16 protein-coding genes are annotated in these 14,777 nt (G+C 71.6%); 8 read left to right on the forward strand and 8 right to left on the reverse strand.

What is annotated here, in order from left to right; all coding sequences use genetic code 11:
• Window positions 1-762, reverse strand: coding sequence for a TetR/AcrR family transcriptional regulator (locus tag ACFQUV_RS11275; protein WP_129608711.1), 762 nt, complete (start codon window positions 760-762; stop codon window positions 1-3).
• Between the two features lie 219 nt (window positions 763-981).
• Here ACFQUV_RS11275 and ACFQUV_RS11280 point away from each other — a divergent pair, with 219 nt between their 5' ends.
• The 6 genes from ACFQUV_RS11280 (at window position 982) to ACFQUV_RS11305 (ending at window position 5,622) form a co-directional block, all read left to right on the forward strand.
• Window positions 982-1,773, forward strand: coding sequence for a cyclase family protein (locus tag ACFQUV_RS11280; RefSeq protein ID WP_378394831.1), 792 nt, complete (start codon window positions 982-984; stop codon window positions 1,771-1,773).
• Between the two features lie 38 nt (window positions 1,774-1,811).
• On the forward strand, window positions 1,812-2,783 hold the full coding sequence (locus ACFQUV_RS11285) for a tripartite tricarboxylate transporter substrate binding protein (protein WP_129608709.1): 972 nt from the start codon (window positions 1,812-1,814) through the stop codon (window positions 2,781-2,783).
• A 3-nt stretch (window positions 2,784-2,786) separates the two neighbouring features.
• Window positions 2,787-3,698, forward strand: a complete 912-nt coding sequence (locus tag ACFQUV_RS11290; RefSeq protein WP_129608708.1) for a 3-keto-5-aminohexanoate cleavage protein — start codon at window positions 2,787-2,789, stop codon at window positions 3,696-3,698.
• A gap of 174 nt (window positions 3,699-3,872) precedes the next feature.
• Window positions 3,873-4,058, forward strand: a complete 186-nt coding sequence (gene rpmF, locus ACFQUV_RS11295) for a 50S ribosomal protein L32 (protein WP_111359959.1) — start codon at window positions 3,873-3,875, stop codon at window positions 4,056-4,058.
• 293 nt (window positions 4,059-4,351) lie between these two features.
• Window positions 4,352-4,768: a hypothetical protein gene (locus ACFQUV_RS11300; protein ID WP_111386672.1), complete on the forward strand. Its 417-nt coding sequence runs from the start codon at window positions 4,352-4,354 to the stop codon at window positions 4,766-4,768.
• 467 nt (window positions 4,769-5,235) lie between these two features.
• Window positions 5,236-5,622 (forward strand): DUF2794 domain-containing protein, encoded by a 387-nt coding sequence (locus tag ACFQUV_RS11305; RefSeq protein WP_129608707.1) that lies wholly within the window; start codon window positions 5,236-5,238, stop codon window positions 5,620-5,622.
• Window positions 5,623-5,658: 36 nt separating this feature from the next.
• On the opposite strand, the gene ACFQUV_RS11310 is transcribed toward ACFQUV_RS11305, so the two are convergent.
• From ACFQUV_RS11310 to ACFQUV_RS11330, 5 genes are all read right to left on the reverse strand, one after another.
• Window positions 5,659-6,198, reverse strand: a complete 540-nt coding sequence (locus ACFQUV_RS11310) for a GNAT family N-acetyltransferase (RefSeq protein WP_129608706.1) — start codon at window positions 6,196-6,198, stop codon at window positions 5,659-5,661.
• 143 nt (window positions 6,199-6,341) lie between these two features.
• Window positions 6,342-7,103 carry a Bax inhibitor-1/YccA family protein gene (locus tag ACFQUV_RS11315; protein ID WP_111386680.1) on the reverse strand — a complete coding sequence of 254 codons (762 nt, stop codon included), beginning with the start codon at window positions 7,101-7,103 and terminating at the stop codon, window positions 6,342-6,344.
• 277 nt (window positions 7,104-7,380) lie between these two features.
• Entirely contained in the window at window positions 7,381-8,202 is an 822-nt protein-coding gene (locus tag ACFQUV_RS11320) for a Bax inhibitor-1/YccA family protein (RefSeq protein ID WP_111388697.1), read from the reverse strand.
• Window positions 8,203-8,420: 218 nt separating this feature from the next.
• Window positions 8,421-10,997 (reverse strand): ABC transporter permease, encoded by a 2,577-nt coding sequence (locus tag ACFQUV_RS11325; RefSeq protein WP_129608705.1) that lies wholly within the window; start codon window positions 10,995-10,997, stop codon window positions 8,421-8,423.
• Window positions 10,994-11,761 carry an ABC transporter ATP-binding protein gene (locus ACFQUV_RS11330; protein ID WP_129608704.1) on the reverse strand — a complete coding sequence of 256 codons (768 nt, stop codon included), beginning with the start codon at window positions 11,759-11,761 and terminating at the stop codon, window positions 10,994-10,996. The genes ACFQUV_RS11325 and ACFQUV_RS11330 overlap by 4 nt, the downstream gene beginning before the upstream one ends.
• Before the next feature lie 211 nt (window positions 11,762-11,972).
• Here ACFQUV_RS11330 and ACFQUV_RS11335 point away from each other — a divergent pair, with 211 nt between their 5' ends.
• Entirely contained in the window at window positions 11,973-12,665 is a 693-nt protein-coding gene (locus ACFQUV_RS11335; RefSeq protein ID WP_371851699.1) for an arylesterase, read from the forward strand.
• A gap of 69 nt (window positions 12,666-12,734) precedes the next feature.
• Window positions 12,735-13,295, forward strand: a complete 561-nt coding sequence (gene thpR, locus ACFQUV_RS11340; protein ID WP_129608702.1) for an RNA 2',3'-cyclic phosphodiesterase — start codon at window positions 12,735-12,737, stop codon at window positions 13,293-13,295.
• 12 nt (window positions 13,296-13,307) lie between these two features.
• Here the strand turns inward: thpR and ACFQUV_RS11345 are convergent, their stop codons facing one another.
• Together ACFQUV_RS11345 and ACFQUV_RS11350 are read right to left on the reverse strand one after the other, a co-directional pair.
• Complete coding sequence (locus ACFQUV_RS11345; RefSeq protein WP_129608701.1) at window positions 13,308-13,670, reverse strand: hypothetical protein; 363 nt, start codon at window positions 13,668-13,670, stop codon at window positions 13,308-13,310.
• A gap of 231 nt (window positions 13,671-13,901) precedes the next feature.
• A complete protein-coding gene (locus tag ACFQUV_RS11350) occupies window positions 13,902-14,495 on the reverse strand; it encodes a GNAT family N-acetyltransferase (protein ID WP_111386718.1) in 594 nt (197 codons plus the stop codon).
• Between the last annotated feature and the right edge of the window lie 282 nt (window positions 14,496-14,777).

Below are 14,777 nucleotides of genomic sequence, written 5' to 3' on the forward strand. Positions count from 1 at the left end.
TCAAGGCCGCGGCGGATCGTCGGCGGCCGGCGGTGCCCGCATGCCGGCGGTGAGGAAGGGCAGCGCGAAGCGCAGCGCCCCGCCGACGTCGGACAGGCTGAACTCCGGGCCGAACAGACGTTGGAGACGGCCGTTGTCGGCGCGGATATACATCATGGCGCCGTAGACGCAGGCGAGCCGCCAAAACAGCTCCTCGCGGGAGAGCTGCGGGCACGCTGCCACCGCCGCGTCGACGAAGCCGCGCCCGACCGCGTCGTAGACGTCGAACACCACCCGGCGGACCTCCGGGTTGGAGTCGGTCGACGACCGCCCGGCCAAGAGGTTAAAGCGGCGGCCACCCTCGGTCTCCGACAGCCGCAGGACCGGACGGATGAAGGCGTCGAGCACGGCACCGACCTCGGGCCGCCCCCCGGCGGCGCGCACGCAGTCGGCCAGCAGGCCCTCGCGCTCGGCATTGATGGCGGCGAGGCGACGCTCGAACACGGCCCGCAGCAGCCCCTCCTTGGAGCCGAAATGGTAGTGGGCGGCCGCCACATTGGCCGTCGCGGCCTCGGCGATCTGGCGGGTCGAGACATTGCTGTAGCCCAGCTCGCCGAACAGGCGCTCGGCGGCATCGAGCAGGCGCCCGCGGGTGTCTCGGCCTGCGCGCCCGCTTCGATGCGCCGGACCCCCGACCCCCGCCGGCGCGTCGGCGCCGGATTCTTCGGCCGGATCGCCGGCGCGGTCGTGGTTCGGCGTCGTGAGAGTCTCGGTCGTGGGCATGTGGGTCCCGGGCTGGCGCTTCGACGATACTCGGCCGGCGGGCCGAAGGCCGCCGCCCACGAGCCCCGGATTGATGGCGAGTGCAAGGCCCGCCGGGAAGCCTAATTCAAGCAATTGCTTCAATCAAGCGATTGACACATGAGCGGGCGCATGGTGTCCTGCGGCCGTCGTCCCGCCCTCCCGCGGCCGCCGGGCCGCCCGTTCCGCGACATCGCTCCCATGGCCCCGCGCATCGTCGATCTCTCGGTCAGCCTCGACAACGACACCGTCGCCGACCCGCCGATGGCGCGGCCGTCGATCACCTACCTGGATCACCGGCAGACCTTTCCGCGGCTCGGCGGCTTCTTCCCCGGCCTCACCCCGGACCAGCTCCCGGACGGCGCCGCCTGGGCGATCGAGACGGTGACGCTGACCACCCACAACGGCACCCATCTCGACGCGCCCTGGCACTTTCACCCGACCATGAACCACGCCGTGGTCGACGGCGGTGAGCCGGCCGCGACCATCGACCAGATCCCGCTCGACTGGTGCTTCCGGCCCGGCGTGAAGCTCGACTTCCGCGGCTTCCCGGATGGCTATGTGGCGACCGCCGAGGACGTCGCGGCGGAACTCGAGCGCATCGGCCACACGCTGCGGCCGTTCGACATCGTGCTGGTCAACACGGCGGCCGGCGCCCGCTACGGGCATCCCGATTATCTCGACGCCGGCTGCGGCATCGGCCGCGACGCGACGCTGCATCTCACCCGCCAGGGCGTGCGCATCACCGGCACCGACGCCTGGTCGTGGGATGCCCCATTCTCGGCCACCGCCCGCCGCTACGCCGAGACCGGCGATCCGTCGATCATCTGGGAAGGCCACAAGGCGAGCCGCGCCGTCGGCTACTGCCACCTGGAGAAGCTGCACAACCTCGAGATGCTGCCGGCGACCGGCTTCACGGTCGCCTGCTTCCCCGTGAAGATCCACGCCGCCTCCGCCGGCTGGACGCGCGCGGTCGCCATCCTGGACGACTGAGCGCCGACCGGCCCGCTCCCCGAACGAGAAGGACCGCCATGACCCGGATGCTCGCGACCGCTTCGCTCCTCGCTCTCGCCCTGGCGGCCGGGACCGTGCCGGCCGCCGCCCAGAGCGCGACGCCGAACTGGCCGACGCGGCCGATCGAGCTGATCGTGCCGTGGACGGCCGGCGGCGGCGTCGACATCGTGGCGCGTGCCATGGCGCAAGCCATGACGGGCGATCTCGGCCAGAACGTCTACGTCACCAATCGCGAGGGCGCCGGCGGCACCCTCGGGTTCCGGGCGCTGCTCGCCGCCGCGGCGGACGGCCACGTGCTCGCCGCCGGGCCGGCGACCCCGGTCACCAACGCGCCCTACCTGGTGAAGGGCGTCAGCTACGATGCCGACTCGTTCGAGTACATCTGCCAGTACTTCGAGAACGTCTTCGCCCTGGTGGTGCGGGCCGACTCGCCCCACACGACCGCCAAGGACCTGATCGCCGCGGCCCGGGCGGCCGAGCATCCGCTCACCTATGGCAGCCCGGGGGTCGGCTCCATCGGCCATCTGTCGGCCGAGAACGCCGCGGCGGCGCTGAACATGAAGGTGCAGCACGTCCCCTTCCGCGGCGACGCCGCCGGCCTGCCGGTGCTGCTGAAGGGCGACATCGACTTCCTGGTCCCGGCGGTCTCCTCGGTGCGCGGCCAGAACGTCCGCGTCCTCGCGGTGTTCTCGGACGAGCGCCATCCCAGCCTGCCGGACGTGCCGACCGCCAAGGAGCTCGGGGTCGAGCGGTCGCTGTCGCAGGGCCTCAACGGCCTGTTCGCCCCCAAGGGCATCGCGGCGCCCGTGAAGGCCGCGCTGGAGCGCGCCTGCGCGGCCGCCGTCAAGTCGGAGCCGGTCACCAAGGCGCTGGAGAACACCGGGCAGGTCGCCGCCTATCTGGACAGCGCCCAGTTCCGCGCCCGCATCCTCGACGACTACAAGCTGAAGGGCGAGCTGATCCGGCGGCTCGGCCTCGAAAGCAATTGAGCCATGACCGAAGCATCCGCCGGACGGGGAAAGCGCCCCGTCATCGTCACCTGTGCCCTCACGGGCGGCGGCGACACCGTCGGCAAGAGCCCGGCCGTCCCGGTCACGCCCGAACAGATCGCCGGGTCGGCCATCAAGGCGGCACAGGCCGGGGCCGCCATCGTCCACATCCATGTCCGCGATCCGGCGACCGGCAAGCCGGCGACCGACCTCGCGCTCTATCGCGAGGTGGTGGAGCGCATCCGTGCCGTCGACACCGACGTCATTCTCAACCTCACCACTGGGGCGGGGGCGCGGTTCATTCCGTCGGCGGCCGACCCGAAGGTCGGCGGCGAGGGCACCACGCTCGCCCCGCCCGAGATGCGGGTGCGCCACATCGAGGCGCTGCGGCCGGAGATCTGCACCCTCGACATCACCACCATGAACTTCGGCGAGTTCGTCTTCGTCAACACGCCGGCGCATCTGCGGGTGATGGGACGGGCGGTGGCGGCGGCCGGCGTGCTGCCGGAGCTCGAATGCTTCGACAGCGGCAATGTGCGGCTGGCGCTGCGCCTCATCGAGGAAGGGGTGCTGCACCCGCCCGCGATGTTCCAGCTCTGCCTCGGGGTGCCGTGGGGCGCCCCGGCCACCCCGGAAAGCATGCTGTTCATGCGCAGCCTGCTGCCGACGGGGGCGTTCTGGACCGGCTTCGGCATCGGCGGCGCCCAGTTCCCGATGGTGGCCCAGGCGGTGCTGCTCGGCGGCCATGTCCGGGTCGGGCTGGAGGACAACCTCTATGTCGAGCGCGGCGTGCTCGCCCCGTCGAACGCGGCGCTGGTCGAGAAGGCGGTGCGTATCGTGCGGGCGCTCGACGCCGAGCCGGCGCCCCCCGCCGAGGCCCGCCGCATCCTGGCCCTGCCGCGGCCGCCGGCCTGACGGTGGCGCCGACGCCGAGAGCCGAGGCCGGTGGCCGGCCAGGCCCCGCGGGCGGACCGGGGGCGCGCATTGCGCTCTAGCCAGCCCGCACCGCATGCTCTATAAGCCCCACTTTCCGGAAAACCGGGCCTCGGCGCGTCTCCGCAGCCGGCCCCTGTCGAGGAGACCGACCCCATGGCCGTGCCGAAACGAAAGACCTCGCCCTCCCGCCGCGGCATGCGCCGCTCGGCCGACGCCATCAAGGCGCCGACCTATGTGGAGGACAAGGATTCGGGCGAGCTGCGCCGTCCGCACCACGTCGACCTGAAGACCGGCATGTATCGCGGCCGGCAGATCTTCACGAAGAAGTCCGAGGACTGACGGTTCCGCCGGCGCGACCCGGTCGCGCCGCCGATCCCGCGTCCAACGATCCACATTCACGACCCGTTACGGGCGACGCCCGGGGTGCCCGCCCCGGGCGTTGTCGCGCGTCTGCGAGGTCCGGACCGCGCGGGGCTTCGCACGATCGGGCCGCGTCCCTCCCGCGGCGTCACGCCACGCCGGCGCTGCACCCGCGACGGGAACGTGCTTTAAGGGACGACGACACGCCGGACGGCGCCGAACCCGGCTGCCGTCTCGGCTCGAATCGGCTCGTCCCGTCGGGGGGATCGGACATGTTCATCGTGGGATTTCCGCTGCTGATCGTGCCCTTCGCGATCTACAACATCGTCGCCTTCCTGCTGCGCGGCTTCGATTGGACCGCCCCGCTGCTCCAGGTCTCGATGATCTCGCAGGCGACCTTCGCGCTGACCTGGGGCGATGCGCTGATCGTGGTCGGGCTGGTGTTCCTGTTCCTGGAGATCGTCAAGGCGACCCGGATGTCGCGCCGCAGCGTGGTCGATCACGTCCTGTCGCTGCTCCTCTTCATCGCCATGCTGGTCGAGTTCCTGCTGGTCCGCGAGGCGGCCACCGCGACCTTCTTCCTGCTTCTGGCGATCACCTTCGTGGACGTCATCGCCGGCTTCGTGGTGTCGCTGCGCACCGCCCAGCGCGACGTCTCGTTCGAGACGGTCGCGCGCGGCGAGGACTGAACCGCGCAGACGTCACCGCCGCGGGCGCCGCATCGAGGCACAAAAAAAGCCGGCGAAGCCGGCCTGTTGATCAATGTCCCTGATCGATGTCGATGGGGTCTGGGTCCACCCCGTCGTCAACCGGGGCGCGCGTCCTGCTGGCGACAGGGTCCGGCCCTTACGAGCCCGGGGGGCTGGGGGGCTGAGGAACCGGCTCTCTTCTCGGACCGGACCCTATGCCAACGGTCATTTCATGACAGTCCGGATCGACTTCGCCGGGGCCGAATTCCGGCAGCATTATGAACGGGCTGACGAATGCGTGATCGCCCCGTGAGAAGCCGTGAGCGGCGCCGGCCGTCATCCCTGTCAGCACCGGGGAACGCCGCATCACTGCCGCGACCCCACCGCCCTTGCCCTTGCCGGAGCGCAGGGGGATCATGACATGCCCATGACCGACACAGGACCGACCGTCGGCAGCAGGAGGAGCCATGAGCCTCGAGTGCGGGGACAACGAGCCCAGCGAGTTTCGCGGGGGCGACGGTGCGGGGCCTGCGGCCCTGCCTGGCGCCACCCCTGCCCGCGTGACCTTCAGCAGGCGGGAGCTGTCCCGCATCCTCGGCCTGTACGGCCGCAAGGTGGCGTCCGGCGAGTGGCGCGACTACGCCATCGACTTCCATAAGGACCGGGCGGTCTTCTCGGTGTTCCGCCGCACCACCGAGGTGCCGCTCTATCGGATCGAGAAGAACCCCAGGCTGGCGCGCCGCCAGGGCGCCTGGCGGGTGGTCTCGGCGACCGGCCTGATCGTCAAGATGGGGCACGAGCTCGACCGCGTGCTGCGCGAGCTCGACAAGGTCAGCCTGCGCATCGTCTCCTGATCGGCGTTCCCGCCGGACGATCCTGCCGCGGCGCGATCACGCCGGCAGGGTCGCGGCACCGTCGCCGAGCGGGCGCTGCATCAGCACCGAGCCGAGCCAGCGGCCGTGCTTGAAGCCGACGTTCTCCAGCACCCCGACCAGCCGGAAGCCGGCATCGCGGTGCAGCTCGATGGAGGCGATGTTCTCGGTGTCGCCGATCACCGCCACCATCTGGCGGAAGCCGCGCGTCTCGCTCTCCAGCAGCAACCGGAACAGCAGCGCGCGGCCGAGCCCGGCCCGGGTGGCGCTCGGCGCCACGTAGATCGAATCCTCGACGGTCCAGCGATAGGCGGGCCGCAGCCGGTACGGCCCCGCATAGGCGTAGCCCAGCACGGCGCCGCCGCTCTCGGCGACGAAGTACGGGTGATCGCTCGCCGCCAGCGCGGCCATGCGCCGCGCCATCTCGGCCTCGTCCGGCGGCTCGATCTCGAACGAGGCGGAGCCGGTCCGCACCGCGTGAGCATAGATGGCGGTGACGGCCGGAACATCGGCCGGGGTCGCGGGACGGTAGATCGTCGGCGTCGGCGTCAGGGTCATGATTCGGGCATGATGGCGGATCGCCGCATTCGCCGGAAGAGCGTGCCTCGGTGCGGCATGTCGCCGAAACGGCGACGCCCCGGCCGCAGGGCCGGGGCGTCGGACGGGATTGCGTGTGCAGCGACGGTGTTCCGAGACCGCGGTCAGCGACGGTCGCCGACCAGACGCAGCAGCATCAGGAACAGGTTGATGAAGTCGAGGTAGAGCGCGAGCGCTCCCATCACGGCCTTGCGGCCGCCCACCGTCCCGTCGTCCATCGGGTCGTACATTTCCTTGATCTTCTGGGTATCCCAGGCGGTGAGCCCGGCGAAGATCAGGACACCGGCGACCGACAGCGCCCAGTCGAGGCCGCTCGACTTGAGGAAGATGTTGACCAGGCTGGCGATGATCAGGCCGAACAGGCCCATGATCAGGAACGAGCCCATCCCGGAGAGATCACGCTGGGTGGTATAGCCCCACAGCGACAACGCGCCGAAGGCCGCCGCCGAGATGAAGAACACCCGGGTGATCGACGCCGCCGTGTAGACCATGAAGATCGACGCCAGCGACAGGCCGAGCAGGCCCGCATAGACGAAGAACAGCGTGCGGGCGGTGCTCGCCTGGAGCCGCTCGATGCGGAAGCTCAGATAGAACACGAGGCCGAGCGGGGCCAGCACCAGCACCCACATCAGCGGGCTGCCGAACAGCGCCTGGCCGAAGCCGGTGAGGCCGGTGATGTTGCCGGCCGCGTCGGTGACGGTGGCGAGCTGGAAGGTCAGCCAGGCGGTGATGCCGGTGAGCGCGACGCCACCGGCCATGTAGTTGTACACCGTGATCATGTGGGCTCGCAGGCCCTGATCCACCGCCACCGCCCTGTCGGCCGGATAGCCGCGGGACGCGACGGTATTGCGATCGAAGTCCGACATGGGGGAAGATCCTTTCGTCCACCCGCGGGCAGGCGCGGGGTTGCCTGCCGCAACAAACCGCCCCTCAATGTAGGACGGACCAATGGCCGCGAGAAGACCGCCGCGGCACCGCCCCGCATGACAAATTCGACATCATGGTGCGGCGACCGCCTGGGGCGGGGGCCTGCGCCGACGGCAGCACCGAGACGGGCGCTCCGGTGGAACCCAAAAAACAAGCCGGGGCCGCGATGCGGCCCCGGTCGACGTCGATCCCTCGATCTTCCGATCGGTCGCCCGATCACTCCTCGCGCTGGCCGAGAAGCTGGAGCAGCAGGGTGAACAGGTTGATGAAGTCCAGGTAGAGCGACAGCGCCCCCATGATGGCGGACCGCTCCAGCACGTCGCCCTCCATGGCGCCGTAGATGTACTCGTTCTTCAGCCGCTGGGTGTCGTAGGCGGTGAGGCCCGCGAACACCAGCACGCCGACCATCGAGATCACCCACTGGAGCATGGTGCTGCCGAGGAAGATGTTCACCAGGCTCGCGATGATGATGCCGAACAGGCCCATGATCAGGAACGAGCCCATGCCGGTCAGATCACGCTGGGTGGTGTAGCCCCACAGCGACAGCGCCCCGAAGGTCGCGGCCGTGATGAAGAACACGCGCACCACCGAGGTGCCGGTGAACACCATGAAGATCGAGCCGAGCGACAGGCCGACCAGCGCGGCGTAGAGCCAGAACAGCACCTGCGCGGTGGCCGGACGCATGCGCTCGACGCCGAAGCTGAGCGCGAACACGAGGCCGAGCGGCGCCAGCATGATCACCCACTTGAGCGGGCTCACGTAAACGGTGTAGCCGATCTGCGTGAGGTACATGCCTCCACGCATCATCATCGGCACCTCAACGCCGTTGCGCATCACCTTGGCGGCGCTCGCGGCGTCTCCGGTCACCGACAGCATGTACATGCCGAGTGCGGCGAAGCCGGTGATCGCGAGCCCGAGCACCATGTAGTTGTAGACGCGCAGCATGTAGGCGCGCAGGCCGACATCGATGGCGGCCGCCTCGGCCCGCGAGAGGGTGCCGTAGGGCGCGCCGATGGTGTTCCGCTCGTAGTCCGACATCGTCGAACCCCCTTTTCGTGTTGTCCACTCGTGTTGTCGCTCGTGCCGCGGTGTGGTCCCGCGGTTGGAGCCTCGGTGTTTACTTGCACATTATATGCGTCCGATCTGCGGATCGCGTCGGCGACGGATTGTCGCGCGGCGTAAATTTCGCAGTCCGGACCAGCATTTGCGGAGCGGCTAGTTGTCGCAAAGACGACGGGAAGGAAGACTCCGGACGGTTAAAGACGTCTCAATACCGCGGCCGGCTTGCGGCCCAGCGCCGCCACCGTCCCGATCAGCCCGCAGGCGACCGTGACGGCGAGGGCCGCGAGGGCCGCGGCCATCGCTGGACCGGCCTGCCAGACATAGGGCAGCGACATCAGGTCGGTCACCACCCGCCATCCGGCGATCGAGCCGGCGGCGACACCGAACAGAACCGCGGCGGCGCCGATCAGCAGGTACTCCAGCAAATAGACGGCGACAAGCTGTCGTCGCGAGGCGCCGAGCGTCTTGAGCACCACGGCGTCGTAGACGCGATGGCGGTGGCCGGCCGCGAGGGCGCCGGCGAGCACCAGAACGGCCGACACCAAGGTGATGCCGCTCGCCCCCTGCACGGCGCGGACGAGATTGCCGACGACGCGACCGGCCTGGTCGAGCGCATCCTTGACGGGCACCGGGGTGACGCTCGGCCACGCCTGCGCCACCGCGTTCAGCAGCGCCGCCTCCGCGGCCGGCGTGCCGCCGTCCGCGAACGTCACCGTGGCGATGTCGGTGTGGGGCGCGCCCGCGAAGGCGCCGGGCGAGAACACCAGCACGAAGTTGATGCCGAGCGACTGCCAGTCGACTGTCCGCAGATTGGCGATGCGCGCCGTGATGTTGCGGCCGAGCACATTGACCGTGACGGTGTCGCCGATCGAAACGCCGATGCCCTCGGCGATCTTCTTCTCCAGCGACAGCAGCGGCGGCCCGCGATAGTCGGCCCCCCACCAGTCGCCGGCGACCACGCGCGAGCCGGCCGGCACCGCGGTCGCGTAGGTGATGCCGCGGTCGCCGTGCAGCGCCCAGCTCGCATCCGGCCGCACCTTCAGGTCCTCGGCGCGCACGCCGTTGGCGGCGACGATGCGACCGCGCAGCATCGGCACCCGTTCGAGCCGCGCGCCGGGCGCCTGCGCCGCCACCAGCGCATCGAAGCGTGGCGCCTCGGCGCTCGGGATGTCGAGGAAGAAGAAGGACGGCGCCCGCTCGGGCAGCGCCGCGGTGAACTGCCGCCGCAGGTTGCCGTCGATCTCCAAGAGCGTCACCAGCAGCGCCATGCCGAGGCCGAGCGAGATGACGACGGTCGGGGTCAGCGCCGCCGGCCGATGGACGTTGGCGACGGCGAGCCGCAGCACCGCCGAGCGCGACCGCGGGGCGCGGCGCGCCAGCGCCATCACGCCGCTGGCGACGAGGCGCAGCAGCAGCAGCACCGCGACCGCGGCGGCGACGAACACGGCGGCGACGCGACGGTCGAAGGACGCCCCGATCGCCAGCGCCGCGAGCGCCACGCCCGACAGGACCGCGACGGCGACGTAGCGGCGCCGCGGCCGCCGCGGATCGGGCGCCACGGCATCACGAAACAGCGCCGAGACCGGCACGTCGTGGGCGCGGCCGAGCGGCCAGGCCGAGAAGGTCACCGCGGTGAGCAGCCCGTAGAGCAGCGCCAGCGCCAGAATGTCGGGATGCAGCGACGGGGCGAGCGGCAGCGGCAGCAGCGCGCCGAGCGCTGCCGACAGGCCGAACGGCAACGCCGCGCCGAGCGCCACGCCGATCACGCCGCCGAACGCCGCCAGCAGGAGGATCTGCGCGAAGTAGAGCGCCACCACCTGGCCGCCCGAAGCCCCCAGCGCCTTGAAGGTCGCGATGGTGTCGCGCTTGCGGTCGAGATAGTGGCGGGTCGCGTTGGCGACGCCGACGCCGCCGACCAGCAGCGCGGTGAGGCCGACGAGCGTCAGGAACTGGGTGAAGCGGTCGATGTTGCGCTCGAGCTGCGGCGACGCATTGGCGCTCGCCCGGATGTCCCAGCCGGCATCGGGGAAGCGGCGATTGGCCACATCGGTGAGGGCGTCGGCACGGCCAGCCGGATCGGGCTCGGCGAGCCGCAGCCGATAGAGCCAGCGCACCAGGCTGCCGGGCTGGAGCAGGCCGCTCGCCCGCAGGGCGTCGTCGCTCACCATCAGGCGCGGCCCGAAGCCGACGCCGCCGGCGAGCCGGTCGGGCTCGCGCCCCACCGTTCCGCGCAGCACCAGCGTCGCGGTGCCGACGGTGACGCGGTCGCCGACCGCGAGGCCGAGGCGGGCGAGCAGCAGTGGATCGGCGACCGCCCCGAAGGCGTCGCCGTCACGGCCGAGCAGCGCGCCGAGCGGCACCGCTGGATCGGTCTCGACCGCGCCGTAGAGCGGATAGGCGGCATCGACCGCCTTCAGCTCGACCAGCGCCGAGCGGCCGTCGCCGGTGCGGACGAGCGCCCGCAGGGCCGCCGCCACCGAGAGATCGCCGGACGCCGCCATGAAGGCGCGCTCGGCCTCGCTCGCCTCGCGCTGCACCAGCGTGAAGGAGAGATCGCCGCCGAGGATCGCCCGGCCCTGCCGGCCGATGCCGTCGGTGAGGCTGCGCGACACCGAGGCGACCCCCGCGATGGTCATCACCCCGAGCGCCATGCACGCGATGAACACGCCGAAGCCCGAGAGGCCGCCGCGCAGGTCGCGCAGCGCCAGGCGGGCGAGCAGCGGCCAGCGGCGCGCCGGCGGACGCCCGGATCGGTCGGCCGGGTCCCTCATGGCAGCGCCGGCTGGCTGGCCGGAGAACCGCCGGGCGTTGCGTCGGAGCCGGAGCCGGCGACCGGCTCGATGCGGCCGGAGCGCATGCGCACCACCCGGTCGCAGCGCGCCGCGAGGCTCGCGTCGTGGGTGACCAGCACCAGCGTCATGCCGCGCTCGGCCTGGCCGGCGAACATCAGATCGACGATGCCGCGTCCGGTCGCCTCGTCGAGATTGCCGGTCGGCTCGTCGGCGACCAGGATCGACGGGGACGGCGCCAGCGCCCGGGCGAGCGCGACACGCTGCTGCTCGCCGCCGGAGAGCTGGGACGGGTAGTGGCCGAGCCGGTCGCCGAGGCCGACCGCGGCGAGCTCGGCGCGGGCGACCGCCGCAGCGTCGGCACGGCCGGCCAGCTCCAGCGGCACCGCGACGTTCTCCAGCGCCGTCATGGTCGGGATCAGGTGAAAGGACTGGAACACGATGCCGACGCGGCGGCCGCGGAAGCGCGCCAGCGCGTCCTCGTCGAGGCTGCCGAGATCGGTGCCGTCGACCACCACGCGGCCGGCGTCCGGCCGCTCCAGGCCCGCCATCACCATCAGCAGCGTCGATTTGCCCGAGCCCGACGGCCCGGTGAGGCCGACCGCCTCGCCACGTCCTATATCCAGGGTGATGTGCTTGAGGATGTGGACCCGCGCCGCATCCCGGCCGAGGGCGAGATCGACCCCGGCGAGCGAGATGGCGGGTGCGAGGGAAGCAGGAATGATCGTCGGATTGCTGTCGTCCATCGTCGGGCGTCGTCTGGGGTCCTGGCTCGGCGTGCTCGGGTCGGGCGTGCTCGGGTCGGGCGTGCTCGGGTCGGGCGTGCTGTGGCGGCACGGGCTTCGGTCGCGCCCGGACGCCGCGGGCGCCGGCCGCGCCGCATGGTCGCCGCCGCGACGGCGGTCCCCCTCATATGGGGGGTGGAGCCGCACGGTCCAGCCGGCCCGCGGTGCTCCGGTGCCGGCCCTCGCGGTCACGGGGGCCCTCGCGGTCACGGGCGCACTGGCGCTCGGCCTCGCCCTCCCGGCGGGGGCGACCGGGGGCGGCGGCGCCGAGGGGCGGCCGCCACTGCGCATCGTGGCGCTCGGCGACTCGCTGGTCGCCGGCTACGGCCTGCCGCCCGGCGAGGCGTTCCCGGTGCGGCTCCAGCAGGCGCTCGCGGCGAACGGTCGCAGCGGCGGCCGGCCGGTCGAGATCGTCAATGCCGGGGTGTCGGGTGACACCGCCTCGGACGGGCTCGCCCGGCTCGACTGGGCGGTAGGCGACGACGCCGATGCCGTGATGGTCGAGCTCGGCGCCAACGACGCCCTGCGCGGCATCGACCCGGCGGTCACCCGCAAGGCGCTCGACGAGATTCTGCGCCGGCTCGCCGCCCGCGGCCTGCCGGTGCTGCTGGTCGGCATGCAGGCGCCGCCCAACATGGGGCCGGCCTACAAGCAGGCGTTCGACGCCATCTATCCGGAGCTGGCCGCCGCCCACGGCGTGCCGCTGGTGCCGTTCTTCCTGGACGGGGTGGCGGCCGAGCGGGCCCTCAACCAGCGCGACGGCATCCACCCCAATGCCGACGGCGTGCGGACGATCGTGTCCCGCGTGCTGCCCCAGGTCGAGGAGCTGGTGGCCCGCGCCGCCGCCCGCCGCGACCGCTCCTGAACCCCGGCCCCGGGCCATGCCGGCCCGGCGCCACTCCTGTTTCCGTGCCGCCCCGTCCGAGAGATCGCCATGCCCCGCCTGTTCACCGCTCTCGAAATCCCGCCCGCCGTCCGCGACGCCCTCGCGGCCTTGCGCGGCGGCCTGCCCGGCGCCCGCTGGGTCGAGCCGGAGAGCTACCACGTCACCCTACGCTTCCTCGGCGATATCGACGACGCCATGGCCCGTGACGTCGCCGCGGAGCTGGACGGCATCGACCGGCCCGCCTTCGATCTCGCGCTCGACGGGCTCGACGCCTTCGGGGGCCGCAAGCCGCGGGCGGTGTTCGCGGCGGTCGCCCCCAACCCGGCTCTCGTCGAGCTGCACGCCGAGCACGAGCGGCTGATGCGGCGCATCGGCCTTCCCGCCGAAAGCCGCAAGTTCTCGCCCCACGTCACCCTGGCGCGGCTGCGCGACGCGACCTCCCGGCAGGTCGCCGACTATCTGGCGCTGCGCGGCGGCTTCCGGGCCGGCCCGTTCCGGGTGGAGCGCTTCGTGCTGATGTCGTCGCGCGCCTCGGTGGGCGGCGGTCCCTATGTGGTGGAGGCCGACTATCCGCTGGCCAGCCCGGCGACCGCCGGGGCGGAAGACTGACGGCGTTCCCGATCAGGCGGCCCGATCGATCACCTGGCCGGGCTCACCGCCGGCCGCCTTCAGCCGCTCCACGATCGCCTTGGCGATCAGCTCCTCGATCGGGCCGCGGTCCTTCGGCTCCATGGCGGCGAGCGCCTCCTCAGTCAGGCCGAGCTGCTTCAGCACCTGCTCGCGCAGCCGCTCGATCGGGGTCTTGCGGATCTCCTTCAGGAAATCTGCCTCGACGTCGCGCGCCGGCCGCCGCTTCGACGTCCCCGCCTGGTCCGCCGCCCCGGTCGTCGCGGCCGCAGGCGTCCCGGCCGCAGGTGTCGCGGCGGCCCGCGCGGGCGCCGCAGAAGACACCCCGAAGCTCCCGATCCCGGCCATCGTGGACATCTCGCCCTCCATCCCGTCCGAGACCGGGGATGCAAGCACGAAGCCACTGGCTATGCAGCGGAAAACACTGGCTCCGGCGACCGCGCAAACGAGCGCCGACCGGGTCGACCTTGCCGATCCGGCAGAATTGGCCGGGTCACGGACCGGATCGGGAGGCGGACGCCGCGCCCGGCCGCGGCTGGCGGCCGGCTGCGGCGAAGCGGCCGGGGCGCGTCCGGTGGCGGGCGCGCCCTACTCGGCGGGCGAGGGCTTGGTCGGCTTCAGCAGCCGCGACTGGAGGTCGAAGCAGGCGGCCGCGAAGCTGTGGCCATCGGTGACCAGCTCCTGCATCACCGACAGCGGGGTGGGGCGCGGGTTCTGCATCTTGCCCACGACGGTGCCGAAATCGAACGACAGCTCGGCCTCGAACTTGCGGGCGAGCTGCTGCATGCGCTGGTTCTCGGACAGGCAGTTGACGTGCAGCAGCTTGACGCCACGGTTGCGCGCCACCAGCAGGCAGCGCTCCAGCAGGGCCGAGCCGACCCCATGGCTCTGCCACGGCTTCTCGACGCTGAACGCCGCCTCCGCCTCGTCGCCATGGCCCGGGCCGAGCATCCGCAGGTCCGCGGCGCCGCGGAGAATGCCGTCGACGAAGAAGCCGTGAATCACGATGTCGGGGCCATGGGAGGCATCGGCGTAGCTGCGGATCATCTCGTCCGAGACGCCGCCGCCGAAGCGGCTGCGGCGGCTCTCGGCGTCGAGGCGCAGCAGATGGTCCCGATAGGCGTGGGCCTCGATGGGCCAGAGTTTGCGGATCAGTCCGCCTTCGATGAATACTTCCTGCATTCCGGGGGATCTCCTGCGCTGTGCGCGTCTCTCGAAATCGGTCCCCGAACGTTTCCCCTCCCGTATGGAGCCGAGCCGTGGCCCCTATGGGTCATGTTGCACCGCAATATGGTGCTCGTGCGACTCGATTCCAGGGGAGGAGTATGGCGGCACCGACGCACACCGATTTGATCCAGCGTAAAGCGCGAGACGAATTCGGCTGTCGCGCCCGCGTTGTAGACTAAAGTCGTAGATGCCGGCGCCGGCCGCCGGGTGGCCGCCCCGGCCGCACGACGTGCTTGT

The organism is Rhodoplanes sp. P11 (assembly GCF_964266735.1).
Taxonomy (GTDB): Bacteria; Pseudomonadota; Alphaproteobacteria; order Rhizobiales; family Xanthobacteraceae; genus Rhodoplanes; species Rhodoplanes serenus.